The following is a 24,092-nucleotide window of genomic DNA, read 5'->3' as shown; positions in this document are numbered from 1 at the left end:
CGGGGCGTGCCTCGGCAGGCGCCCCGCGGTGTTGTGGAACTGCCTGATTCCAAGGGTTGCCTGTCGTCATCCAAGGGTTCCCTGTCGTCGGCCTTGCCGAATCGCCGCCACTCTCGCTGGCGGGCGCGTGCGGCGACCATCTCCGCCTTGACCTGCCCTGCCCGACCGGATCGTCGCGCATGGCCGGGTGGCCCCGGCGGTCACCTAGATCACCTGGGGATGATTCGTTCCGAATCCTGAGCCTGGGTGTCAGTCAATCAGAGCGATGAACTCGCTTTGGTTCTCAGGCTGAGCGTCACAGATGCCATGAAGAACGCTTGCCTGGGTCACTGCCGCGGCAGCACTCGCGCGCGCGTCCGATGCGGCAGACGATGAGCGGTCTATTGTGAATTTCGATGGGACGCTCGTCCCGCGCATTCGCCTGCTCGCCAGCCAATCCACCAGTTCCTGAGCGATGCCCAGCGGTCACCAGGCCCGCGTCCCGACCAGCGTTGCCGACGAACTGCATCTGCTACAGGCACCTCGCAGCTGGAAAAAACCTGACGATGCGCTCGCACGCATGAAGACAGATTCCGAGGATTCGAGTGCAGGATGCAGCGTCAGCGGATTGGTTCGACGTGGCTGACAAGGGCGGCATCAACGCGTTACGCGCACCTTGCCGCTCCAACACCCGTTGGGGCGATCAACGCGAGCATGATCGGAAACTGACGTTCAGGCCCGCAGCTTAGTTCGTGGTGCCGGAGCGGGAAGTCCACCGCACGACCACAGGCCGCAATCCTGCGGCAGCAAGTTGATAAAACGTCTGCAGGTGGCTGCGCTGCATCAGGATGACGGCGCTGGCCTGGCCTGGGCGTCAGCTGGCAATCACCAGCCGTGCACCCAGCCGCATGCCGGCTTCGGCCTCGCGCAGCCACTGCGCCATGTCGCGCGGCGAAAGCGGACGTGAGTAGAAATAGCCCTGAATTTCGTCGCAGCCCTGCTGGCGCAGCAAGGCATCTTCCTGCACGGTCTCCACGCCTTCGGCGACGACCTGCATGCCCAGCGCGTGGCCCAGATGCACGATGGCCTGGGTCACCTCGGCGGTGTTGGCGTCGTCGAGCATGCCCTGTACGAAGCTGCGGTCGATCTTCAGACGCTGCACCGGGAAGCGGTTGAGGTAATGCAGGTTGGAAAAGCCGGTACCGAAATCATCCACCGCCAGCAGCACGCCGTTCTGTTCGAACAGTTCGAAACAGCGCCGCAGCGAATCCGAATCGCGAATGAGGGCCGATTCGGTGAGCTCCAGCTCCAGACGCGACGGTGACCAGCTGTTGTCGCGGCAAATCTCCAGCACGCGCTCGGCAAAGCCGCGCTCGCGTAGCTGCACGGCCGAAACGTTGACCGCGATACGGCTGAAATTGAGCCCGGCACGGTCCCAGACCACGGCCTGACGGCAGGCTTCACCGATGACCCATTCGCCCAGCCGCACGATCTCGCCGCATTCTTCGGCAATCGGGATGAATTCAGCCGGGCTGCAGGGGCCATGGCCCGGGCGGTTCCAGCGCATCAGCGCTTCGATCGCCGGCGAGGCGTCGCCCACGGTATTGACCAGCGGTTGATAGACCAGGGTGAATTCTTCGCGCTCGAGCGCGCCTTGCAGGGCGTGTTCGAGCTCCAGCCGGCGCTGCGCTCGCATGAGCACGTCCTGGCTGTAGTAATGGAAGGTGTTGCGGCCCGACTCCTTGGCCGCGTACATCGCCGCATCGGCGGCACGCAGCAGGCTGTCGAAGTCCGACAGCCCCTCGCCCTGCAGCGCGATGCCGATGCTGGCACCGAGCTTGAGGGTGACGTGATCCTTGCGCAGCGGTTCGCCCAGCGCGCTGATCAGCTTGCGCGCCACGTGGCCGGCATCTTCCGGCTCGGACAGGTCGCGCAGCAGCACGATGAATTCGTCGTCGCTGAAGCGCCCGAACAGGTCGCTGTTGCGCAGATGCTGATGCAGGCGCGCCGAGGCGAGCTTGAGCAGGTTGTCGCCGGCTGCATGACCGAACGAATCGTTGATGCTCTTGAACCCGTCCAGATCGATCAACAGCATGGCCAGCACCTGGCCGCGCTCATGCGCTTCGCGGATCGCGTTTTCGGCCTGCTCGCGCAGCAGGAAGCGGTTCGGCAGGCCGGTCAGGCGGTCGTAATGCGCCAGCAGCTCGATACGCTCATTGGCCTCGCGCTCGCGGGTGACATCGCGGAACAGGGCGACATAGCGCGGCGGCAGACCTTCGCGGCGGTCCAGTTCGATCAGGACCTGCACCCAGATGCGCTGACCGGAGTTGCGGTAGAAACACAGCTCCAGCTGCTCGGGCAGGCCACCATCGGAAATGCGCAGCAATGCCGCCTCGAACGCGTCGCGCGAATCCTGGGTGTACAGCGCAAGCGCCTGCTCCAGGGTGATGTTTTCCTTGCGCAGGCCGTGGATGCGGTAGCACTCCTCGGTCCACTGCATGCGACGGGTATCGACCTCGATCTCGCAGCCGCCGATCTTGCCGAGCGCGGACACGCGGTTGAGCAGCTCGGTGCGCCAGCGGATCAACGCATCGGTCTGCCGCTGTTCGGTGACGTTCTGCAGCTGGCCGAGCACGCGCACCATGCTGCCGTCGCCATCGAATACCGGCTGTGCCCACACCCGCAGATGATGCGGATTGACGCCTGGCAGGCCGTTGACCTCCAGCTCGAAATGGACCGGCAAGCCTTCGTGCTTGATCTTGCGCCAGGCGCTGCGCAGTTGCGCCAGCGAGGACCGGGCGAGCAGGCGCAGCAGATCGCGGACGCCGTGCAGGCGCAGCTGGGCCATGCCAAGCTGCTGCAGGAAATCCTGCGAGACCCACAACGCGTCCTTGGTCGAATCCCAGCTCCAGCTGCCCATGCTGGCAATGCGCTGGGCGTCTTCGAGCTGTGCCTGCTGCTCGCGCAGCTGCTGCTCGAGTAATTTGTGGTGATGCACGTCGGTGTGCGTGCCGACCATGCGCAAGGGGCGGCCGTCGGCGGTGCGCGAGACCACGCGGCCGCGGTCCAGGATCCAGCGCCACTGCCCGTCGTGCTGGCGCAGGCGGAACTCGGCCACATAGGTCTCGGTGCGCCCGTCCAGGTGTGCCTGCACCGCCGCGCTGACGTGCGCGTGGTCATCGGGATGGATCAACCCGGACAACGCGGTGAGATTGTTCGGCAGTGGCTGCTCGGAGTAGCCGAGCATGCGTGTCCAGCGTTCGGAGCGGTACACCACATCGGCCGGGATGTCCCAGTCCCACAGCCCGTGATCGGCGCTGTCCAGGCCCATTTCCCAGCGGCTGGTGCCATCGGCACCCATCGGCTCGGGAATGCTCAAGGTGAAGGCCATGACCTGGCCGTGCTCGTCGCAGACCGCACGCAGCCAGCCTTCCAGACGTCCGCCGCCGGTTCCCGGCAGCACGCAGGCGGTCATGCCACCGCTGTCGGCCACCTGGGCGCGACTGCTTTCCAGCACTTCGGCATACGCACCAAGGGTCGCCGGCAGCCCAATGGACTGCGCAACGCGGTTGGCCGCCAGGGGCTGGCCATGCGCATCCAACAACACCACCGCCGAGGTCAGCGGGTGCTGCAGCATGCTTGCAATGACGCCTGAGTCCACTCTGGAACACTCCGAAGGATCGACCCCTGCCTCGGAGTCGCAATGGATAACGGCCGTTCGGCGGATTAGTTGAGGCACCTGTTTCCAGCGCGACCGAACCGGACCGAGTTACGGCTAAGATGGCCCCATCGCCAGCTCCAAAGGTCGTCCGCGGACCCATGCACCAACCTGTCGCCGTGCCCGCGTTTTCGTCCCCTCCCGTGTCCCGACTTCGCCTCGCCGAGCGCCTGCAGCAGGGTTTGTGGACCCTGACCGGTCTGTACCTGCTGATCGGTGTGGTGTGGCTGCTGCTGGGCAACCGGTTGCTCAACCTGGCCGGTGCAGCGGCGCCGGAACGCTGGTCGGACGCCAGCTTCCTGCTGCTGTCCAGCATCGTCATCCACCTGGTGCTGCGCCGCTTCGTGGCACTGATCGTGGACGAGCATGCGCAGCTGGCGCAGTCGGAGGCCGTGCTGCGGGCCAGGTTCCTGGCGCTGCCCAGCCCGGCCTTCATCTATGACCTGGCGAGCATGCGCATTCTCGATGCCAATCCGGCGGCGCTGGAATTCTTTGGCTGGGAGCGCGACGAATTCCTGCAGCAGACGCTGCAGGCGATCTGGCCCAATGCCGATGGCGAGCGGCTGGAAGAGATCATCACGCAGATCCGCGGCAAGGGCGAGGTCACCTGCGTCTTGAACGAAGACCTGCTGACCCGCAGCGGGCTGCGCCATGTCGAAGTCCGCAGCAACCAGCTGCATCTTGCCAGCGGCCCTGCCCGCCTGGTGGTGACGGTGGACCGCAGCGAAGAACGCCAGGCGCAGCACCTGCGCGACGAGGCGCTGGAGCGACTGGAAGAAGCGCAAGGCATCGCGCGGCTGGGTTCGTGGCAGCTGGATCGGGCCACCGGTCTGGGACGCTATTCGTCGGCGGTGTATCGCATCCTGGGGCGCAGCGTGCCCATGCATCGCCGCGAACATCGGCTGGAAGAGCTGCTGACCGCTTCCGACAGCGCCACCCAGACCCGCATCGAACGCATGATCGAAGACATGTGCACCGGCGGCGAGGTGCAGATCGATGTGCTGCTGCCGCTGACCGGCGGCGATTCGCAGCCACGCACCGTGCACCTGCGCGCAGAGAGCGTGACCCTGCCCAGCGGCGCCCGCCATGTGCATGGCACCTTGCAGGACGTGAGCGAACGCGAACAGTCGCGGCGGCTGCTGCGCGAGCGCGAGGAACAATTCAAGGAACTGGTGCGGGTGCTGCCGGACGGCGTGCTGATCCTGGCCGACGAGCATGTGATGTACGCCAATGCCGCCGGCTCCGCCCAGTTCGGCTTCCAGGGCGAAACGATCCTGGGCGAACCGTTGCAGACCCTGGTCGGCGACTCCGACCTGCCGATGGTGCGCGAGTACCTGCGCGCCGGCAGCGACCGCAACGAGCCAGTGTCCAGTGCGCGCGCCATGCGCCGTCGCGACGGCAGCACGTTCTATGCCGGTCTGTCGGCCGGCGACATCCGCTATGGCGGGCGCAGTTGCAAGTTGCTGGTGGTACGCGACCTGAGCGAACCGGAGCGCATGCGCGATGCGCTGGCCGAGAGCAATGCCGAATTGCAGGCGATGGCCAAGCGATTGTTCTCGCTGCAGGAGGACGAACGCCGCGCCATCTCGCGTGATCTGCACGACGACATCGGCCAGGCGATCACTGCGATGAAGCTGTCTGCACACGCGGCGCTGGACGAGCCCGATCCGCAGGCGCGCCGTGAGGACCTGCTGGAGGTGGTGTCGCTGGCTGACAGCACGGTGACCAAGTTGCGCAATCTGTCGATGTTGTTGCGTCCGCCACAACTCGATGCACTGGGGCTGGAAGCGGCCTTGCGCTGGCAGGCTTCGATGCTGTTCCGCGCCTCGCAGGTGCGGCTGGAGCTGGATATCCAGGCGCTGGACGTACGCCCGGGCAACGAGATCGAACAGGCCTGCTTCCGCATTGCGCAGGAAAGCCTGACCAATGCGCTGCGGCACGCCTGCGCGGGCGAGGTGCGCATGAGCCTGCATTCGATCGACCGCGAGAGTTTTCGTCTGGAGGTGGTCGATGACGGTGATGGCTTCGAGCCCGAAGGTCCGCGTGGGTTGGGGCTGATCGTGATGCGTGAGCGTGCGCAAACCGTTGGCGGTGTGCTCGCGATAGAATCGGCTCCCGGAGCAGGCACGCGCGTGACGTTGCGCCTGCCCTATCACCCGGCCGGCGAGTCCGTCCACGAAGATGGTGGACGTTGAGTCATGTGGAGCCCTGTGATCCCGCCCGGATTGGAAATCGTCAAACCGACACGCCTGGGCGCAGGCAATCCCGAACTGCTGCACCTGGTCGACGCTGCCGCTTCCGGTGGCCAGCCGTTGATGATCTTCCACGTCGATATCGATCACTTCGCGTCGATCAACGAGAACATGAGTGGCGAGGTCGGCGATCAGGCGCTGACCCTGGCCGCGCGCCGGCTGCAGGAATTCCTCGGCAGCCGCGGCAAGCTGTGGCGGCACGGTAGCGACGAGATGGTCATCGTGGCGGTACGCCGCGACGACACGCCGTTGCCGGAAGATTTTGCCGAAGAGATCCGTCAGCAGCTGGAGCTGCCGTTGTCGGTATTGCCGTACACCTTGTTCATGACCGGCAAGGTCGGGATCAGCCTGTGTCCGGAACATTCGACCTCGCTGTCCACCCTGCTCGACTACGCCGAGGAAGCCAGTTATCAGGCCGCGCGCGAAGGTGGCAATACGGTGCGGCTGTACACGCGCAATTCGGCCACCAACGCGCATAGCGAAAGCATCATCGCGCGGCAGATCGTCGATGCGATCCCTCACGGCGAGTTGCGGCTGCGCTACCAGCCGCTGGTCAGCGCACGCGATGGCCGCATCGTGGGCATGGAGGCGCTGCTGCGTTGGCAATCCCCGACCCTGGGCATGCTGGTGCCGGAGCGTTTCATGCGCACCGCCGAGCGCCTGGGCGTGATCGTGCAGATCGGCGAATGGGTACTGCAGAACGCGGTGCGCCAGGCGCGGCTGTGGCGCGACCAGGGCTTTGACGATTTCAGCATCGCGGTCAACGTCTCCACGCTGCAGCTGCTGCGCCCGGGCTTCTTCAACGAAGTGATGGCCATGCTGCAGACCGCCGGCGTGCCGGCGCAGTTCGTGACGCTGGAGATCAACGAAAGTGCGTTGACCAACAACGTCAACTTCGTCCACGAGACGATGGCCAACCTGCGCAACGAAGGCATCAGCCTGAGCCTGGACAACTTCGGCACCGGCGATTCCAGCCTCAGCGCGCTGGTGCGCTATCCGGTGGACCGGCTGAAGATCGACCGCAGCTTCATCAAGAGCGCGCCGGCCGGCAGCCGCGAGGCGGCGATTGCACGCGCGATCATTGCGATGGGCCACCAGCTGGGCATGACGGTGATCGCCAATGGCGTGGAGTCGCAGGCGCAGCTGGGCTTCTTGCGCCGCAACGACTGCGACATCTTCCAGGGCTATCTGTTCGGCGAGCCGATGTCGGCCGAGTCTGCTGGCATGGCGCTGCGGCGCCGGTATCTCCGCCCGGAATCGTTTGCCGAAAGCCGCCCGGACCGCACCTTGCTGCTGCTGGATGACGAAGAAAACGTCCTGCGGTCGCTGGTGCGGCTGTTCCGCCGCGACGGCTACCGCATCCTGGCCGCCGGCAACGTACGCGACGCCTTCGACCTGCTCGCCACCAACGATGTGCAGGTGATCCTGTCCGACCAGCGCATGAGCGACATGAGCGGCACCGAGTTCCTGGGCCGGGTCAAGATGCTCTACCCCGACACCGTGCGCCTGGTGCTGTCCGGCTACACCGACCTGGCCACGGTGACCGAGGCGATCAACCGCGGCGCGATCTACCGCTTCCTGACCAAACCCTGGAACGACGACGAACTGCGCGAGCACATCCGCCAGGCGTTCCGCACGCATGACGAGCTGCGTAACGGCCGGGAATAGGGAATCGGGAGTGGGGAATCGTTAAAGCAGACAGCGGCTTGGGCGAGTTTTGAGCCGCTGCATCGTGCTCCTTACCTTCTAGTGACGACGCAAACGCATCGGCATCGTTCGTTGCAGGAATCAACCGAAGCGCAGCAACCGGCTCCAACGATTCCCCATTCCCGAATCCCGATTCCCCACTACTTCGGCTGCCGGATCGGCAACACGATCCGGAAACTGGCGCCCTGCCCCGGCGTGCTTTCCACGTCGATGCGGCCGTGGTGCTTGTTGATGATGCCGTAGGAAATCGACAACCCCAGGCCGGTGCCGCTGCCCACCGGTTTGGTGGTGAAAAACGGGTCGAAGATGCGTTGCAGCAGATCCGGTGCAATGCCGGCGCCGCTGTCCTGGAACTGGATCCAGACGTTCTCCGCTTCATCGCGGCCGGTAGTGACGGTGATCGTGCCGCGCTCGACGATGGCCTGGCCGGCGTTGAGCAGCATGTTCATGTACACCTGGTTGAGCTCGGACGGCAGGCATTCCACCAGCGGCAGCTCGGCGTAATTGCGCTCCAGGGTGACCTTGTACTTGAGCTCGTTCCAGATGATGTTGATCGTGGATTCGAGGCCGGCGTGCAGGTCCACCATCTTCCACGATTCGGACCGGTCCGAGTACGAGAAATCCTTGAGGTCGCGCACGATGCGGGTCACCCGTTCGATGCCTTCGCGCGACTCGGCCATCAGCTGCGGCAGATCGCGGCTGATGAAGTCGATGTCGGCACGGTTGCGGATCTCGTCGATTTCCGGGATCAGCGCCTTCGGGTCCGGCGCCTGCAGCGCGCGCTCGTAGGCTTCGATCAGGGTGAACAGGCTGCGCAGGTATTCCTGCAGGCTGCCGAGATTGGAGTGCACGTAGCCGATCGGATTATTGATCTCGTGCGCCACGCCGGCGGCCAGCTGACCGATGGAGGCCATTTTTTCGGACTGCAGCAGTTTGTCCTGCGCACCGTTCAAGCGCATGTAGGCCTGGCGCAGCTCGGCATGGCGTTGTTGCAGCTCGCGCTCGTAGTCCTGCTGGCCTTCGATGTTATGGAACAACGCAAGAAAATGGCCGACGCCCTGTTCTTCGTTGTAATACAGATGCGCAATGACCACGCGCTCGGCCACCGGCAGGCTGCCGGTCCAGCTGCCCTTGCTGCGCGCCTGATTGAGCGCATCCGACGGCAATACCTGCGAAATGCGCTCGCCGAGATTGCGATCGTCGGCCGGGTCTTCCTTGCACAGGCTCTGGCGCGCGATGGCGTTGGCCAGGATCAGCTGCCCGTCAGCGCGGAACAGCAACACGCCTTCGAGCATCTGATCGCCGAAGGCGCGCAGCGTGGTCGAGGACGGCAACAATGCTTGATTGAGAAAGAACTTGGCGGTCACGGGACGAGGCGGCAGCAGGGACACCTCAATATACGCCGAACCCTTGGCACGCCATATCGTCGCTTGGTCTTAGAGCGGCGACCAAGACAAGGGGGCGCGCTGGTCATGCGGATGGGTGCGAGGTGTCATCCGGCGTGCTCGAGATGCGATCCGGACGGCGCTGCCTGGCGACAGGCAGGCATGCGATGCGTGCCATCACGATCAACGCACATGGGCGGCGATAAGCACACGTCGCGGGTTGCGAAGTTGGCAAGCGTGCACGGCCGATGTGCCGGTTTTACCGGCGGCAGGCCTGCAGGGCGTGCACGCACCCTGGCCTGCGGCGGACCATCAGCAGCGGCCGGCGCGCGGTTGGCGCAGCGCGGGCAACTCAGGCAACGGCCAGCGAACGTCCGCCGCGCAGCACGTTGGATTGGCCCTTTGCGTCATACGACGGCGCACTCTCGGTGCGGCCCAGGTGACGCAGTGCCCAGTTCACTTCACGGCGCCGGCGTGCCAGCAGCGCGCCATTGGCGCGGTTGGCTTCGGCCAGCTCACGCAGGCGCTCTTCTTCGCCTTCGGGCATTGCCGCTTCGAGCGAGCGCAGTGCCGACAGCTTGTCCTGCGTGTGTCGCATCAAGCCATCGATGTCGTTCTCGAGTAATGCCTGGCGTTCGCCGGCCAGCGCATCGCTGAGACGTTGCAGGAACTCGTTCACGTTCATCCTTTCAGTCGGGAATCAACCCGCCAGTTGCTGATTCAGATCCATCATGCGGCTGGCGATGGCATCCGGGTTGATGGAGTAGCTGCCGTTCTGCAACGCCTCTTTCACCGCCTGGACGCGACCGGTGTCGATCGCCGAGGACTGCGAAAGCTCGCGCTGCAGGTTCTGCAGATTGGTGGCCTCGCCGGTCAGCTTGACGCTGTCGGTCGGCGGGGTTGCGGCAACCGGGGACGCGCGATCTTCGCCAGCCGAAGCGATCTTGCTGCTCGTGGCCGCGGTGCGAAGGGTGGCAGCGGTCGGTAGATTACCTTCGATTTTCTGGGTCATGTCAGGAACTCCTCTACAGGTCGTAGGGGATAACGGCACCCAGAAAAAAAACTTTATAGAAAATTTTTACCTGGAGACCACAACGGTTCCGCTCGCTTCGACGATGCCCTGCACCACCCGCCGCGACGAGGAATTCTCTACCGACACCCGTTCGTTTTCGCCGGCATCGGACAGCGCGCGACCGCTCATTCGTACTTCCAGGCCACCGTTGCGCGACACCAGCGGGACGGTGTCGCCGCGGCGTACCAGCCGCTGCGTCACCAGATCGTTGGACGAGAGTAGCGACCCGGCCGGCAGGATGCGGCGGGCCGATTTACCCACTGCGGCCACCGGGTCGGCCAGCACTGCGCCGACGATGCGGGCGGCGTCACGCTTCTCGATACTGATATCGGCCAGCGAGATGGTTTCTCCAGCGCTGATGCCGCGTCGCAACACCAGCACATCCTGGTTGCGGCGCACCTTCAGCGGCACGAACAGGCGCCAGCCAGCGGGCTGCGGGCAGGCCACTTCCACCGTATTGGTACCGGTGGGCTGGGCCTGCAGCGCGATCGGGCAGGCCGGCATGCGCAGACCCGGATCGAGCGTGGCCTCGGCCTCCGCGTCCGGGCCAACAGTGGCCAGCGCCGCCGCACGAATGGAATCGACAGACTGATAGCTCTGGGCCCAGGCCGGAGCGGCAGCCAACAAGATGACAAGCAGGAGCAGGCGCATGGGACCAGATCCGGAGGAAGACCCGGAAGACTGTGCAAGAGGCGTGCCTGTTTTGGCCGGGATTGGGGAGTTGGGATTCGTCAGAGCGGGCTGCTGCCGGCTTTTACGGGTGCGAGGCGCTGGCGGCATTGCGGTGCGCTCCCACAGGCAGGTTTGATCGCTGCTGCCCATGCAGTGGGCTTCAATCAATCTCTAGGCCAGTCTTTAATGGCCCCCGCCCCTAGACCGTTCCGTCTCCATTCCCCGCTGTTACGAATCCCGACTCCCCATTCCCCATTCCCGACAGCGCCCCCGACCAACCACAAAGCCCTCAAGTTTCCCGAGGCCGCTGTCGATATCTGCCCCATGACCCACGATCTGCTCAACCGCATCGACCAGCGCACCCGACTGGCTGGCCACAATCGCCTGGCGCTGCTGCTGTTTAGGCTGGGCGGACGCCAGCTTTTTGGCGTCAACGTCTTCAAGGTGCAGGAAGTGCTGCGCCGGCCGGAGCTGTTCCAGGTGCCGGGCCTGCCGACCGAGTTCGCCGGCGTGGCCGACGTGCGCGGGCGCTCGGTGCCGGTGCTGGACTTGGGCCTGGCCATCGGCCACCCGGAGCGCGATTCGCACTCCGAGAACGGGCCTGGCTACCTGGTGGTGGCCGAGTTCAACCGCTCGGTCCAGGGCTTTCTGGTCAGCGGCGTGGAGCGCATCGTCAATATCGCGGTGGAAGACATCCACCCGCCACCGGAACTGGGCGCCGAAGCCACTTATTTGACGGCCGTGACGCGCTTCCAGGGCGAACTGATCCAGGTCATCGACGTGGAAAGCGTTCTGGCCGACATCGCCAAGGTCAGCAAGGACGTGCAGCTGGACCCGTCGCTGCAGCTGGTGGCCTACGACCGCCAGTTCCAGGTGCTGGTGGTGGACGACTCGCGCGTGGCGCGCCAGCAGATCCGCAGCGTGCTCGACCAGCTGGGCGTCTCGGCCACCCTGCTCTCGGACGGCCGCCAGGCATTGGATCACCTGCTGCAGGTGGCCGCATCCGGCGAGAATCCGGCAGACCGCTATGCCATGGTGATCTCCGACATCGAGATGCCGGCCATGGACGGCTACACGCTGACGACGGAAATCCGGCGCACCCCGGGTCTGCAGGGCCTGTACGTGCTGTTGCATACCTCGCTGTCGGGCGTGTTCAACAACGCCATGGTCGAGCAGGTGGGCGCCAACGCCTTCGTGGCCAAGTACAGCGCACATGAACTGGCTGATTACGTGCTGGCCCGCCTGAAAGTGGTTGCCGAAGCGGCCTGATCCAATTGTGCGGCCGTTCCACCCCACGGGTGACGGCCAGCCCCCACTTCCGAAAGACCTGGGAATACAGTGGTTGCTGTACGCAAGCACACGCCTTGAAAAGGCGTCGCCGCAGCTGATCACACGCTGGGCTGAGCTAATTCCTACCAGACAACCCTGGTTGGCCTGCAAGTTGCACAGCCAGCGGCAGCCTCCACCCGAGCAGCAGCACGCTTGGTGATGGCAGCCAGGCGCAGCTGACAGATCCGCTGCGCAGCTGCCAGGCGAGCGCGGCCGGTGCTCGAATCGGCCTGTACCACGCGTGCATTCCGATCCTCAGCGCGATGGCCGCGCCTATCTGACGGCTGCTCGTGAGGTTTGTTAGCTGCTCCAAGACCGTCCGTCGGGCACTGCGGATGTGTTTGCCAGCTCCACACCCGTGCCGCCCCTGCTTTGGCACAAACATTGCTTCCTCCCTGTCAACACTTCGCGGGAGAGCACCGTGTCCAGTCCCTTCTCTTCATTCCTCGGCGTCCACAGCGACGCGTTGGCGCTGCGCGAGCAGCGCATGAAGCTCATTGCCAGCAATCTGAGCAATGTGGACACCCCTGGTTACAAGGCCAAGGATCTCAACTTCGAGGCGGCGCTGAAGTCGGCCCAGGGCGTGCAGGATGGCGGCCTGATGCAGGCCACCGATGCCAAGCACTATGAAGTGGGCGGCGCGGCCGGGCTCAACCCCTTCCAGATCACCCGCGAATCCGATCAGCCCAGCCTCGACGGCAATACCGTCGATCCCGATGCCGAACGCGCCGCCTACGGCCGCGCCGCGCTGGAATACCGCGCGTCGCTGAGCTTCCTCGAATCCAAGGTGCGCTCGATGCTCACCGCGATCACGGGCCAATAAGTCATGAGCAACCTTCCCATCTTCGATGTGGCCGGCTCGGCGCTGCATGCGCAGTCGGTACGCCTGAGCACCATCGCCTCCAACCTTGCCAATGCGGACTCTGTCGCGGGCTCGGCCGAAGCGACCTACAAGCCGATCGAGCCGATCTTCCAGGCCCAGCAGAGCCGTCAGGACCCGAGCCTGACCTCGGTCAACGTCAAGGAGATCACCACCACCAATGCGCCGCCGATCCGTCGCTACGAGCCCGGCCATCCGCTGGCCGATGCCGACGGTTACGTGTTCTCGCCCGACGTGGACCCGGTCTCGCAGATGGTCAACATGATTTCCGCCTCGCGCAATTACCAGGCCGGCGTGGAAATGCTCAATACCGCCAAGGAACTGGCGCTCGCGACCCTGACCATGGGTCGCTGACCCGTCCTAGCCATTCCCTAACGGAACACTCCAGATGAGCACGATCGGTAGCGATCTCTACAAAAGTCTCGGCCTGAGCACCGGCAGCACCGTCGCCAAGAAGGAAGAAGCACTCGGCCAGGCCGACTTCCTCAAATTGATGACCGAACAGCTGCAGCATCAGGACCCGCTCAAACCGATGGAAAACAGCGCGTTTCTGGGCCAGTTGGCGCAGTTCTCCACCGTGCAGGGCATCGGCGACCTCAATACCAAGGTCGGCAATTTCACCACCTCGATGAACAGCGATCAGGTGCTCAAGGGCGCGGCGCTGGTCGGCCACAACGTGCTGGTTCCCTCCGCGCAGGTGGCGATCGACGCCACCGGCTCGGCCAAGGGCGTGGTCGCTGCGACCTCGGCCGGCACCGTCAATTTCGAAATCACCGATGCCAACGGCGCGTTCGTCAAGCAGCTCAGCGTGCCGGCCAGCGCCGCCGGTGAGGTGTCGTTCGCCTGGGACGGCACCGATGCCAACGGCAACCGCATGGCCGCGGGCAAGTACGGCATCACCGCGACCCAGACCGACACCGCCGGCTCCAAAAGCAAGTTGTCCACCTACGTCGATGCGCCGGTGGACAGCGTCACCATCGGCTCGGACGGCCTGTATCTCAACCTGACGGGGCTTGGCACCTCTCCGCTCGCCAACGTGCTCCGCGTCAGCTGAGCCGGCAACCGACACTTAAAGGAACTCATCCATGGCTTTCAATACCTCGTTGTCCGGCATCAACGCAGCCAATGCCGATCTGAACGTCACTTCCAACAACATCGCCAACGTCAACACGACCGGGTTCAAGGAGTCGCGCGCCGAGTTTGCCGACATGTTCCAGAGCACCAGCTACGGCCTGTCGCGTAATGCGGTGGGTTCGGGCGTGCGCGTCAGCAACGTGGCGCAGCAGTTCTCGCAGGGCAATATCGACCCGACCGGGCGGAGCCTGGACCTGGCGATCTCCGGCGAAGGCTTCTTCACCGTGTCGTCCAATGGCGCCAGGATGTACACCCGCGCCGGCAACTTCCAGACCGACGCCAACGGCTATGTGGTCAACCCGCAGGGTGCACGCCTGCAGGTGTTCGCGCCCAACCCGAGCGGTAACGGTTTCGACGTGGGCCGCCTGTCGGACCTGCAGCTGCTGACCACCGACAGCCCGCCCAAGTCGACCTCCACGGTCAACCTGGCCTTCACCCTGCCCGGCAACGCCACCGCACCGACCGTGACCCCGTTCAGCCCGGCCGACGACAAGACCTATAGCCACTCCACCGGCGGCATCAACGTCTACGACTCACTGGGCGTCAGCCACGTGCAGACATCCTACTTCGTCAAGACCGCCAACCCGAACGAGTGGCAGGTGCACAACTACGTGGACGGCGCCGCAGTTGGCGCGCCGACCACGCTGCAGTTCTCCGACACCGGCGCGTTGACCACCCCGGCCAACGGCATCATCGCCATGGACCCGTTCACCCCGAGCACCGGTGCCGGCGTGCTGAACATGCAGCTCAATGTCAGCGGCTCCACCCAGTACGGCGAAGCCTTCGCACTGCGCGACACCCGCCAGGACGGCTACGCCAGCGGCAAGCTCAACGAGATCAGCATCGACACCAGCGGCGTGGTGTTTGCGCGCTACTCCAACGGTGCCGACAAGCCGCTGGGCCAGGTGTCGCTGGCCAGCTTCGTCAACCCGCAGGGCCTGCAGTCGCAGGGCAACAACATGTGGGCCGAAAGTTACACCTCCGGCGCCGCCCGCGTGGGCGCCCCGGACACCTCGGACCTGGGCCAGATCGAATCCGGCTCGCTGGAAGCCTCCACCGTGGACCTGACCGAGCAGCTGGTGAACATGATCGTGGCCCAGCGCAACTTCCAGGCCAACTCGCAGATGATCTCGACCCAGGATCAGGTCACCCAGACGATCATCAATATTCGTTAATGACATTCGGGACCCGGGACTCGGGACCCGGGACTCGGAAAAGCAAAAGCCGATGCTTCGTCGCTCTTGCTCTTCCGGGTCCCGAGTCCCGGGTCCCCGGTCCCGGCCCTTAAGGAATTCCCATGGATAAAGCCCTCTACGTTGCGATGACCGGTGCCCGCGCCTCCCTGCAGGCGCAGAGCACCGTGTCGCACAATCTCGCCAACGTCGATACGGTGGGGTTCAAGGCCGCGCTGGCCAATACCGAGGCGTTCAAGATCCAGGGCAAGGGCTATCCGTCGCGGATCGATGCGCTGCATGTGGACCAGGGGTTCGATCGCAGTCAGGGCCATCAGAAGGTCACCGGCAACCCGCTGGACGTGTCGTTGCAGCAGGACCGCTGGCTGGCGGTGCAGTCGCCCGACGGCAGCGAGGCCTACACCCGCAACGGCGAACTGGCGCTCACCGCCAATGGCCAGCTGGTCACCGCCAATGGGCACACCGTGCTGGATGAAGGCGGCAACCCGATGACGATTCCGCCGCACCAGGCCATGGAAATCGGCAGCGACGGCAGCATTTCCATCATCCCGCAGGGCGAAGGCCCGCAGACCATGGCCATCGTCGGCAAGATGAAGGTCGTCGACGCCCCCGCCGATCGTTTGACGCGGCGCCCGGACGGGCTGATGCGCAACACCAGCACCGACCCGGCGCAGGCATTTGCGGTGGCCACCGGCAAGACCATCAACAGCGGCATGCTGGAAGGCAGCAACGTGGACGCCGCCGGCGCGCTGGTGGAGATGATCCAGCTGCAGCGTCAGTTCGAAATGCAGGTCAAGATCATCAAGAACGGCGACGACAACGCGCAATCGGCCAATTCGCTGCTGCGGGTGAGCGGCTAAGCGCGGCGCATGCCGCCAGCCAGCTTCCATTTGTTGCCAACGCCGCCGGCAACCGCAAGGCGTGGTTGGCGCCCGCGTTCGGCATACCGAAAAATCCGGGGCTTCATACACAGCGACTGATCTGCGGCGCGGCTGCTGAGCGGCTAGTCCGTGACTTGGCTGGAGGGCCCTTGCCCGCTCACCCTCCCGGGACACGCCGTGAATCCGTCCATGGAGGCTCTTACGCGGCATCCATGCCGCGTAAGGTCCCGGGAGGGTGAGCGGGCAAGGACCAGTGAAGATGGTCGGTGCCCGTATGAGAGCAGTGCTCAAAGTGCTTTGTTGATCGCCATTTGCTCATCCCGTCGGTTTGCGCGCATCGAGTGCCAATCGAACGCCCAAACAAGCGACCAGAGCTGCGAACTGACCGAGCATTGATTCGCCCGCTTTGGGTGGGCCACCAGCAAACTGTCTGGCGCGGTGCCCTCTCCGATTGCGGGACCCTTGGCGGCATGGATGCCGCCACGGAGCCCCCATGGACGGGTTTACGGCGTGTCCCGCGAGCGGTGAGGGCATCGCGCCCTCGACCGACTCAGCTTCTGCCCTGGGTTCTGACGCCGAGACGCGGCCAGCGAGCCAGCAACGCCAGCACTCAAACGAGTTCGCGCCACGGATCAGCCGCCCTAACCGGAAACCGACCACTAGGTGATCGGCCACGCAAACGCAACCGCCGGCGGCTTGGCGACTGCCTGCCGCCGCCCCTCCTGCCCTGAGTAGATCGTCGCGCACCCAGGCTGCGTGATCCCGCGCACACCCGGCAGAAATCCGGCGCCACTTTGGCACGCCACGTGCATATACCCACCCGTACCCGGAACACATCCCCGGGTCTAACGAGGAATCGGGTCATGAATCAGGCTTTGTGGGTCGCCAAAACCGGGCTGGATGCGCAGCAGACGCGCATGTCGGTCATTTCCAACAACCTGGCCAATACCAATACCACCGGCTTCAAGCGCGACCGTGCGGCGTTTGAAGACCTGCTGTATCAACAGGTGCGTGCGCCGGGCGGCTCGACCTCCGCGCAGACGCAGCTGCCGACCGGCCTGCAGCTGGGTACCGGCGTGCGCGTGGTGTCCACCTTCAAGGGCTTCGACCAGGGCAGCCAGCAGCAGACCGGCCGCGCGCTCGACGTGATGGTCAACGGCCGCGGCTTCTTCGAAGTGCAGATGCCCGACGGCACCTCCGCCTACACGCGCGACGGCACCTTCCAGATCAATGCGCAGGGTGAGCTGGTCACCAACAGCGGCTACCCGCTGCAGCCGGGCATCCAGGTTCCGGAAGGCGCGCAGTCGCTGACCATCGGCAACGACGGCACCATCAGCGTCACCCTGGCCGGCCAGGCCGCCGCGCAGGAAATCGGCGCGCTGACGCTCACCGACTTCATCAACCCCTCGGGCCTGCAGTCCAAGGGCGAGAACCTGTTCGTCGAAACCACCGCCTCCGGCCCCGCGCAGAACGGCACGCCCGGCCTCAACGGCCTGGGCAACACCGTGCAGGGTGCGCTGGAAGGCAGCAACGTCAATACGGTGGAAGAGCTGGTGAGCATGATCGAGACGCAGCGCGCCTACGAAATGAATGCCAAGGCCATCTCCACCACCGACTCCATGCTCGGTTACTTGAACAACAACGTCTGATCGGCTCGCCGCTCACCGCCCTCTCAGGAATTTACGCCATGTCCCGCCTGCCTTCCCTCTCCTCTCTGTGCTTGGCCATTGCCTGCAGCGCGCTGCTGGGTGGCTGCGTGGCCGCCGGCGATGTGCGGCCGTTTGCGGCGATGGCGCCGATCGTGCCCGTGGTCGCGCCGGTGGCGCAGCCCACCGCCGGTGCGATCTACGCTGCCGGCCCGAGCCTGAATCTGTATGGCGACCGCCGCGCCCGCGATGTCGGTGACCTGCTGACGGTGAACCTGATCGAAAACACCACCGCCTCGTCCACCGCCAACACCACCGTCAGCAAGTCCGACAGCGTGGACATGAGCACCCCCACGCTGCTCGGCGTGCCGCTCACCGTCAACGGCACCGACGTGCTGCGCAATTCCACCAGCGGCGATCGCAGTTTCGACGGCAAGGGCAACACCGCGCAGAGCAACCGCATGCAGGGCAGCGTCACCGTCACCGTGATGCAGCGCCTGCCCAACGGCAACCTGGTGATCCAGGGGCAGAAGCAGCTGCGCCTGACCCAGGGCGACGAGCTGGTGCAGGTGCAGGGCATCGTGCGCGCCGCCGACATCTCTCCGGACAACACCGTGCCCTCGAGCAAGGTGGCCGATGCCCGCATCGCCTACGGCGGCCGCGGTGCCATCGCCCAGTCCAACGCGATGGGCTGGCTGAGCCGCTTCTTCAATTCCCGTCTGTCGCCCTACTGAGCCTGCGACCATGAATCTGTCTTCCCTGCCCTTCCGTCTGCTCGCTGCCGCCGTTGCGCTGTGCGCAATTGCCGCACCGGCCAGCGCCGAGCGCATCAAGGATCTTGCCCAGGTCGGCGGCGTGCGCGGCAATGCGCTGGTCGGTTACGGCCTGGTGGTCGGCCTGGACGGCAGCGGCGACCGCACCAGCCAGGCGCCATTCACCGTGCAGAGCCTGAAGAACCTGCTCGGCGAGCTGGGCGTCAATGTTCCGGCGAACGTCAACCCGCAGCTGAAAAACGTCGCGGCCGTGGCCATCCATGCCGAATTGCCGCCGTTCGCCAAGCCCGGTCAGCCGATCGACATCACCGTGTCCTCGATCGCCAACGCGGTGTCGCTGCGTGGCGGCTCGCTGCTGATGGCACCGCTAAAGGGCGCCGATGGCCAGGTCTATGCCATGGCACAGGGCAACCTGGTGGTCGGCGGCTTCGGCGCACAGGGCAAGGACGGCTCGCGCGTCTCGGTCAATATTCCCAGCGTCGGCCGCATCCCCAACGGCGCCACCGTCGAACGCGCCTTGCCGGACGTGTTTGCCGGCAGCGGCGAGATCACCCTCAACCTGCATCAGAACGACTTCACCACCGTCTCGCGCATGGTGGCGGCGATCGACAGCAGCTTCGGCGCCGGCACCGCGCGTGCGGTGGATGGCGTGACCGTGGCGGTGCGCTCCCCGACAGACCCGGGCGCGCGCATCGGCCTGCTGTCGCGGCTGGAAAACGTCGAACTCTCGCCTGGCGATGCACCGGCCAAGGTGGTGGTCAATGCGCGTACCGGCACCGTGGTCATCGGCCAGCTGGTGCGGGTGATGCCGGCCGCCATCGCGCATGGCTCGCTCACCGTGACTATCAGCGAAAACACCAACGTCAGCCAGCCGGGCGCCTTCAGTGGCGGCCGTACCGCGGTGACCCAGCAATCGACCATCACGGCCACCTCCGAAGGCAGCCGCATGTTCAAGTTCGAAGGCGGCACCACGCTCGATCAGATCGTCCGCGCGGTCAACGAAGTGGGCGCGGCGCCCGGCGACCTGGTCGCCATCCTTGAAGCCCTGAAGCAGGCTGGCGCGCTGACGGCGGAGCTGGAGGTGATCTGACATGCGTATCGCAGCCTCGCCCATTGATCTCAACCCGAGCACCAAGGCCGATCCGGCAAAGATCGACAAGGTCTCCCGTCAGCTCGAAGGCCAGTTCGCGCAGATGCTGGTCAAGAGCATGCGCGATGCGAGCTCCGGCGACCCGATGTTTCCGGGCGAAAACCAGATGTTCCGCGAAATGTACGACCAGCAGATGGCCAAGGCGCTGACCGAGGGCAAGGGGCTGGGCCTGTCGGCGATGATCTCCAAGCAGCTGAGCGGCGACACCGGCGGCCCGGCGTTGAACACCTCGCTGAGCACCGCCGAGGCCGCCAAGGCCTACTCGCTGGTGGCCGGCAAGCGCGATGCCTCGTTGCCGCTGCCCGCCCGCGATGGCGCCGCCAGCGGCGTCGGCGCGACCCTGGGCGCGGCGGCCAAGCTCGGCGCAGGTGCGCTGGGCGGCGTCGGCATGAGCCAGGTGCTGGACCTGATTGCCGGACGCACCGGTGGTGGCGAATCCGGCGGCGACGATGCGGCCGCACTGAGCTGGCCATCGGCCAACGACCGCTGGGCCGATGTGGCCGCCAGCGACGCGGCCGACGCCAATGCCGCCGTCAACGCCAGCGCCGCCAGCAGCGCCGCGGCCAGCCTGGGCGAACGCACTCCGGAAGGCTTCGTCGCCAAGATCTGGACGCATGCGCAGAAGGCCGCACGCGAACTGGGTGTGGACCCGCGCGCGCTGGTGGCGCAGGCGGCGCTGGAAACCGGCTGGGGCCGGCGCGGCATCGGCAATGGCGGCGATTCCAACAACCTGTTCGGCATCAAGGCCACCGGCTGGAACGGCGCCAAGGTCACCACCGGCACCCACGAATACGTCAACGGCGTCAAAACCACCGAAACCGCGGATTTCCGCGCCTACGGCTCGGCCGAGGAAAGCTTTGCCGACTACGTGCGCCTGCTGAAGAACAACAGCCGCTACCAGGGCGCACTGCAAGCCGGCACCGACATCAAGGGTTTTGCACGCGGCTTGCAACAGGCCGGGTACGCCACCGATCCGGGCTACGCCGCCAAGATCGCAGCGATCGCCAACGGCCCGACCATCGACCGTGCGGTGGCTGCCATCGGCAACGCGGCGGCCGATCTGTCCAACCGTTATGCCAGCACCGCCGAGCCTGCCGGGCTTGGCACCATCCGTCGTTGAGGTAAACGCCCATGTCCATCATGTCCACCGGGACCAGCGCGCTCATCGCCTTCCAACGGGCGTTGTCGACCGTTAGCCATAACGTCGCCAACATCAATACCGAAGGCTATAGCCGCCAACGTGTGGAATTTGCAACGCGCACGCCCACCGACATGGGCTACGCGTTCGTGGGCAATGGCGCCAAGATCACCGACGTGGGCCGCGTGGCGGACCAGCTGGCCATTTCGCGCCTGCTCGACAGCGGCGGCGAGCTCTCGCGCCTGCAGCAGCTGTCCTCGCTGTCCAATCGCGTGGATGCGCTGTACTCCAATACCGCCACCAATGTGGCCGGGCTGTGGTCGAACTTCTTCGACTCCACCAGCGCGGTGTCGTCCAATGCCTCCTCCACTGCCGAGCGCCAGAGCATGCTCGACAGCGGCAACTCGCTGGCGACGCGCTTCAAGCAGCTCAACGGGCAGATGGACAGCCTGAGCAATGAGGTCAACAGCGGTCTGACCTCATCGGTAGACGAAGTCAATCGCTTGACGCAGCAGATCGCCAAGATCAACGGCGCCATCGGCAACAGCATCGACAGCGCCTCGCCCGACATGCTCGATCAGCGCGACGCATTGGTGACCAAGCTGGTGGGCTACACCGGCGGCACTGCGGTGATCCAGGACGGCGGCTTCATGAACGTCTTCACCGCCGGCGGCCAGGCGCTGGTGGTTGGTACCACGTCCTCCAAGCTCACCACCGTCGCCGACCCGTATCAGCCGACCAAGCTGCAGGTGGCGATGCAGACCCAGGGCCAGAACGTCAGCCTCAGCGCCAACTCGTTGGGCGGGCAGATCGGCGGCTTGCTGGAATTCCGCAGCAGCGTGCTGGAACCGACCCAGGCCGAACTGGGCCGCCTGGCCGTCGGCATGGCCAGCACCTTCAATGCCGGCCACAGCCAGGGTATGGACCTGTATGGCGCGATGGGCGGCAACTTCTTCAACATCGGCGCACCGACCACTGCCGCCAACCCGAAGAACACCGGCACCGCGTCGCTGAGCGCAAGCTTCAGCAACATGTCGGCCGTGGATGGGCAAGACGTCACGCTCAGCTTCGACGGCACTGCGTGGAAGGCCACCAGCGCCAGCACCGGCTCGGCCGTGCCGATGACCGGCACCGGCACCGCTGCCGATCCGCTGGTGCTCAAGGGCGTGAGCATGGTGGTCGGCGGCACCCCGGCCAGCGGCGACAAGTTCCTGCTGCAGCCCACCGCCGGGCTGGCCGGCACGCTGTCGGTGGCCATCACCGACCCTTCGCGCATTGCGGCAGCCACCCCGGTCAAGGCCACCGCCACCGTCGCCAACCTGGGCACCGGCAAGATCAGCGACGTCAAGGTCACCAATGCGCAGAATCCCGCGCTGCTGGCCCCGTCGTCGATCGAGTTCATCGATGCCAACCAGTACACCGTCGACGGCGCCGGCCCGTTCGCCTACACCGCCGGCCAGACCATCAGCGCCAACGGCTGGAGCTTTGCGCTGGACGGTGCGCCCAAGGCCGGCGACACCTTCGGCGTGAGTCCGATGAGTGCCGGCTCCAGCGACAACGGCAATGCCAAGTTGCTGGCCAAGATCGACGATGCCAAGGCGCTCAGCAGCGGCACGGTCACCCTCAACGGCGCGCTGTCGGGCCTGACCACCTCGGTGGGCTCGGCGGCGCGCGCAGCCAGCTACGCCTCGGACGCGCAGAAGGTCATCAACGACCAGGCGCAGGCCAGCCGTGATTCGATTTCCGGCGTCAACCTCGATGAGGAAGCCGCCAACATGCTGAAACTGCAGCAGGCCTACCAGGCCGCCGCACAGATGATCTCCACCGCAGACACCATCTTCCAAGCCATCCTGGGCGCCGTACGCTGATGACCGACCGTATCTCCACCAGCATGATGTACAGCCAGTCGGTCGCCTCGATGGGGGCCAAGCAGGCGCGGCTGAACCAGCTCGAATCGCAGCTGTCCAGCGGCCAACGCCTGGTCACCGCCAAGGACGATCCGGTCGCCGCCGGCACAGCCGTCGGCCTGGATCGCGCGCTGGCCGCCATCACCCGCTTCGGCGAGAACGCCAACAACGTGCAGAACCGCCTCGGGCTGCAGGAAAACGCACTCGCGCAGGCCGGCGACAAAATGGCGCGCGTCACCGAATTGGCGGTGCAGGCCAACAACTCCTCGCTCAGCCCCGACGATCGCAAGGCGATCGCCTCGGAGCTGACCGCGCTGCGCGACAGCATGGTGAGCCTGGCCAACAGCACCGACGGCACCGGGCGCTATCTGTTCGGCGGTACCGCCGACGGCAGCGCGCCCTTCATCAAGGGCAATGGCGGGGTCGCCTACAACGGCGACCAGACCCAGAAGCAGGTGGAAGTGGCGCCGGACACCTTCGTCAGCGACACCCTGCCCGGCAGCGAAATCTTCATGCGCATCCGCACCGGCGACGGCACCGTGGATGCGCACGCCAATGCCGCCAATGCCGGCACCGGGCTGCTGCTGGATTTCAGCCGCGATGCGAGCACCGGCAGCTGGAATGGCGGCAGCTACAGCGTGCAGTTCACCGCCGCCGACACCTACGAGGTGCGCGACAGCACCAATGCGGTGGTCGGCACCGGCACCTACAAGGATGGCCAGGACATCAACGCTGCCGGCGTGCGCATGCGCATCAGCGGCGCACCGGCGGTGGGTGACAGTTTCCAGATCGGCGCGTCCGGCACCAAGGACGTGTTTTCCACCATCGACGATCTGGTCGGCGCCCTCAATTCCGACACGCTGACACAGCCGCAGAAGGCGGCCATGATCAATACGCTGCAGTCGTCGATGCGCGACATCGCGCAGGCGTCCTCGAAGATGATCGATGCGCGCGCTTCGGGCGGCGCGCAGTTGTCGGCCATCGACAATGCCAATTCCTTGCTCGAATCCAACGAAGTCACGCTCAAGACCACCCTGTCGTCGATCCGCGATCTGGATTACGCCTCGGCGATTGGGCAGTACCAACTCGAGAAGGCCTCGTTGCAGGCCGCTCAGACCATTTTTCAGCAGATGCAGTCCTCGTCCTTGTTCAACCTGATCCGCTGATTTGCAGCAGAAAACCTGCGTTTTACTTCGCTCCTGCGCGTGAGCCTTTGTGCAGGCGGACGGAGTTTATTTTGTGGAATTTATACCAGCGCTAAAGATCTTCGGGGTGC

The 24,092-nt window shown here is 65.3% G+C and carries 19 protein-coding genes and 1 other RNA gene; 15 read left to right on the top strand and 5 right to left on the bottom strand.

Going from position 1 to position 24,092, the window contains the following annotated elements:
* Positions 1 to 853: 853 nt before the first annotated feature.
* Complete coding sequence (locus ACCQ12_RS09880) at positions 854 to 3,640, bottom strand: bifunctional diguanylate cyclase/phosphodiesterase (protein WP_184374256.1); 2,787 nt, start codon at positions 3,638 to 3,640, stop codon at positions 854 to 856.
* Positions 3,641 to 3,759: 119 nt separating this feature from the next.
* On the opposite strand from ACCQ12_RS09880, the gene ACCQ12_RS09875 reads away from it, so the two are divergent.
* Positions 3,760 to 5,892 carry a sensor histidine kinase gene (locus ACCQ12_RS09875; RefSeq protein WP_166748562.1) on the top strand — a complete coding sequence of 711 codons (2,133 nt, stop codon included), beginning with the start codon at positions 3,760 to 3,762 and terminating at the stop codon, positions 5,890 to 5,892.
* Positions 5,893 to 5,895: 3 nt separating this feature from the next.
* Complete coding sequence (locus ACCQ12_RS09870) at positions 5,896 to 7,617, top strand: EAL domain-containing protein (protein WP_039403898.1); 1,722 nt, start codon at positions 5,896 to 5,898, stop codon at positions 7,615 to 7,617.
* A gap of 179 nt (positions 7,618 to 7,796) precedes the next feature.
* Here the strand turns inward: ACCQ12_RS09870 and ACCQ12_RS09865 are convergent, their stop codons facing one another.
* The 4 genes from ACCQ12_RS09865 to flgA all read right to left on the bottom strand — a co-directional run bounded on the left by ACCQ12_RS09865 (position 7,797) and on the right by flgA (position 10,764).
* Complete coding sequence (locus ACCQ12_RS09865) at positions 7,797 to 9,023, bottom strand: ATP-binding protein (RefSeq protein WP_166748561.1); 1,227 nt, start codon at positions 9,021 to 9,023, stop codon at positions 7,797 to 7,799.
* A 370-nt stretch (positions 9,024 to 9,393) separates the two neighbouring features.
* The gene (locus tag ACCQ12_RS09860) at positions 9,394 to 9,726 is read right to left on the bottom strand and encodes a flagella protein (RefSeq protein WP_039564602.1); all 333 of its coding nucleotides are present in this window, start codon (positions 9,724 to 9,726) and stop codon (positions 9,394 to 9,396) included.
* 15 nt (positions 9,727 to 9,741) lie between these two features.
* Positions 9,742 to 10,053 carry a flagellar biosynthesis anti-sigma factor FlgM gene (gene flgM, locus ACCQ12_RS09855; protein ID WP_039403903.1) on the bottom strand — a complete coding sequence of 104 codons (312 nt, stop codon included), beginning with the start codon at positions 10,051 to 10,053 and terminating at the stop codon, positions 9,742 to 9,744.
* Positions 10,054 to 10,119: 66 nt separating this feature from the next.
* Positions 10,120 to 10,764, bottom strand: a complete 645-nt coding sequence (gene flgA, locus ACCQ12_RS09850; protein ID WP_166744998.1) for a flagellar basal body P-ring formation chaperone FlgA — start codon at positions 10,762 to 10,764, stop codon at positions 10,120 to 10,122.
* Between the two features lie 345 nt (positions 10,765 to 11,109).
* On the opposite strand from flgA, the gene ACCQ12_RS09845 reads away from it, so the two are divergent.
* From ACCQ12_RS09845 to flgL, 13 genes are all read left to right on the top strand, one after another.
* Positions 11,110 to 12,054, top strand: coding sequence for a chemotaxis protein CheV (locus ACCQ12_RS09845; protein ID WP_003482947.1), 945 nt, complete (start codon positions 11,110 to 11,112; stop codon positions 12,052 to 12,054).
* Positions 12,055 to 12,344: 290 nt separating this feature from the next.
* Positions 12,345 to 12,420, top strand: a non-coding RNA gene (locus tag ACCQ12_RS09840) — sX9 sRNA.
* A 115-nt stretch (positions 12,421 to 12,535) separates the two neighbouring features.
* Positions 12,536 to 12,937 carry a flagellar basal body rod protein FlgB gene (flgB, locus tag ACCQ12_RS09835; RefSeq protein ID WP_372383482.1) on the top strand — a complete coding sequence of 134 codons (402 nt, stop codon included), beginning with the start codon at positions 12,536 to 12,538 and terminating at the stop codon, positions 12,935 to 12,937.
* A 3-nt stretch (positions 12,938 to 12,940) separates the two neighbouring features.
* Positions 12,941 to 13,348 carry a flagellar basal body rod protein FlgC gene (gene flgC / locus ACCQ12_RS09830; protein ID WP_005914451.1) on the top strand — a complete coding sequence of 136 codons (408 nt, stop codon included), beginning with the start codon at positions 12,941 to 12,943 and terminating at the stop codon, positions 13,346 to 13,348.
* 34 nt (positions 13,349 to 13,382) lie between these two features.
* Positions 13,383 to 14,048: a flagellar hook assembly protein FlgD gene (locus ACCQ12_RS09825; protein WP_039564604.1), complete on the top strand. Its 666-nt coding sequence runs from the start codon at positions 13,383 to 13,385 to the stop codon at positions 14,046 to 14,048.
* 31 nt (positions 14,049 to 14,079) lie between these two features.
* Positions 14,080 to 15,303 carry a flagellar hook protein FlgE gene (flgE, locus tag ACCQ12_RS09820; protein ID WP_372383481.1) on the top strand — a complete coding sequence of 408 codons (1,224 nt, stop codon included), beginning with the start codon at positions 14,080 to 14,082 and terminating at the stop codon, positions 15,301 to 15,303.
* A 122-nt stretch (positions 15,304 to 15,425) separates the two neighbouring features.
* Positions 15,426 to 16,181 (top strand): flagellar basal-body rod protein FlgF, encoded by a 756-nt coding sequence (gene flgF, locus ACCQ12_RS09815; RefSeq protein WP_372383480.1) that lies wholly within the window; start codon positions 15,426 to 15,428, stop codon positions 16,179 to 16,181.
* Between the two features lie 884 nt (positions 16,182 to 17,065).
* Positions 17,066 to 17,851 carry a flagellar basal-body rod protein FlgG gene (gene flgG / locus ACCQ12_RS09810; protein WP_047696168.1) on the top strand — a complete coding sequence of 262 codons (786 nt, stop codon included), beginning with the start codon at positions 17,066 to 17,068 and terminating at the stop codon, positions 17,849 to 17,851.
* A gap of 38 nt (positions 17,852 to 17,889) precedes the next feature.
* Positions 17,890 to 18,582 carry a flagellar basal body L-ring protein FlgH gene (gene flgH, locus ACCQ12_RS09805; RefSeq protein ID WP_047696166.1) on the top strand — a complete coding sequence of 231 codons (693 nt, stop codon included), beginning with the start codon at positions 17,890 to 17,892 and terminating at the stop codon, positions 18,580 to 18,582.
* A gap of 10 nt (positions 18,583 to 18,592) precedes the next feature.
* Complete coding sequence (locus tag ACCQ12_RS09800) at positions 18,593 to 19,711, top strand: flagellar basal body P-ring protein FlgI (RefSeq protein ID WP_047696164.1); 1,119 nt, start codon at positions 18,593 to 18,595, stop codon at positions 19,709 to 19,711.
* Position 19,712: 1 nt separating this feature from the next.
* The gene (locus ACCQ12_RS09795) at positions 19,713 to 20,891 is read left to right on the top strand and encodes a flagellar assembly peptidoglycan hydrolase FlgJ (protein WP_372383479.1); all 1,179 of its coding nucleotides are present in this window, start codon (positions 19,713 to 19,715) and stop codon (positions 20,889 to 20,891) included.
* 11 nt (positions 20,892 to 20,902) lie between these two features.
* Positions 20,903 to 22,777: a flagellar hook-associated protein FlgK gene (gene flgK, locus ACCQ12_RS09790; RefSeq protein WP_372383478.1), complete on the top strand. Its 1,875-nt coding sequence runs from the start codon at positions 20,903 to 20,905 to the stop codon at positions 22,775 to 22,777.
* Positions 22,777 to 23,982, top strand: coding sequence for a flagellar hook-associated protein FlgL (gene flgL, locus ACCQ12_RS09785; RefSeq protein WP_166744994.1), 1,206 nt, complete (start codon positions 22,777 to 22,779; stop codon positions 23,980 to 23,982). Before flgK ends, flgL begins: the two co-directional genes overlap by 1 nt.
* Positions 23,983 to 24,092: the final 110 nt, after the last annotated feature.

Source organism: Xanthomonas sp. NCPPB 1068 (genome assembly GCF_041479385.2).
In the GTDB taxonomy this organism is placed as follows: Bacteria; Pseudomonadota; Gammaproteobacteria; order Xanthomonadales; family Xanthomonadaceae; genus Xanthomonas; species Xanthomonas cannabis.
Note: the sequence above shows the minus strand (reverse complement) of the source record. Positions and strands in the feature narration are given on the sequence as shown.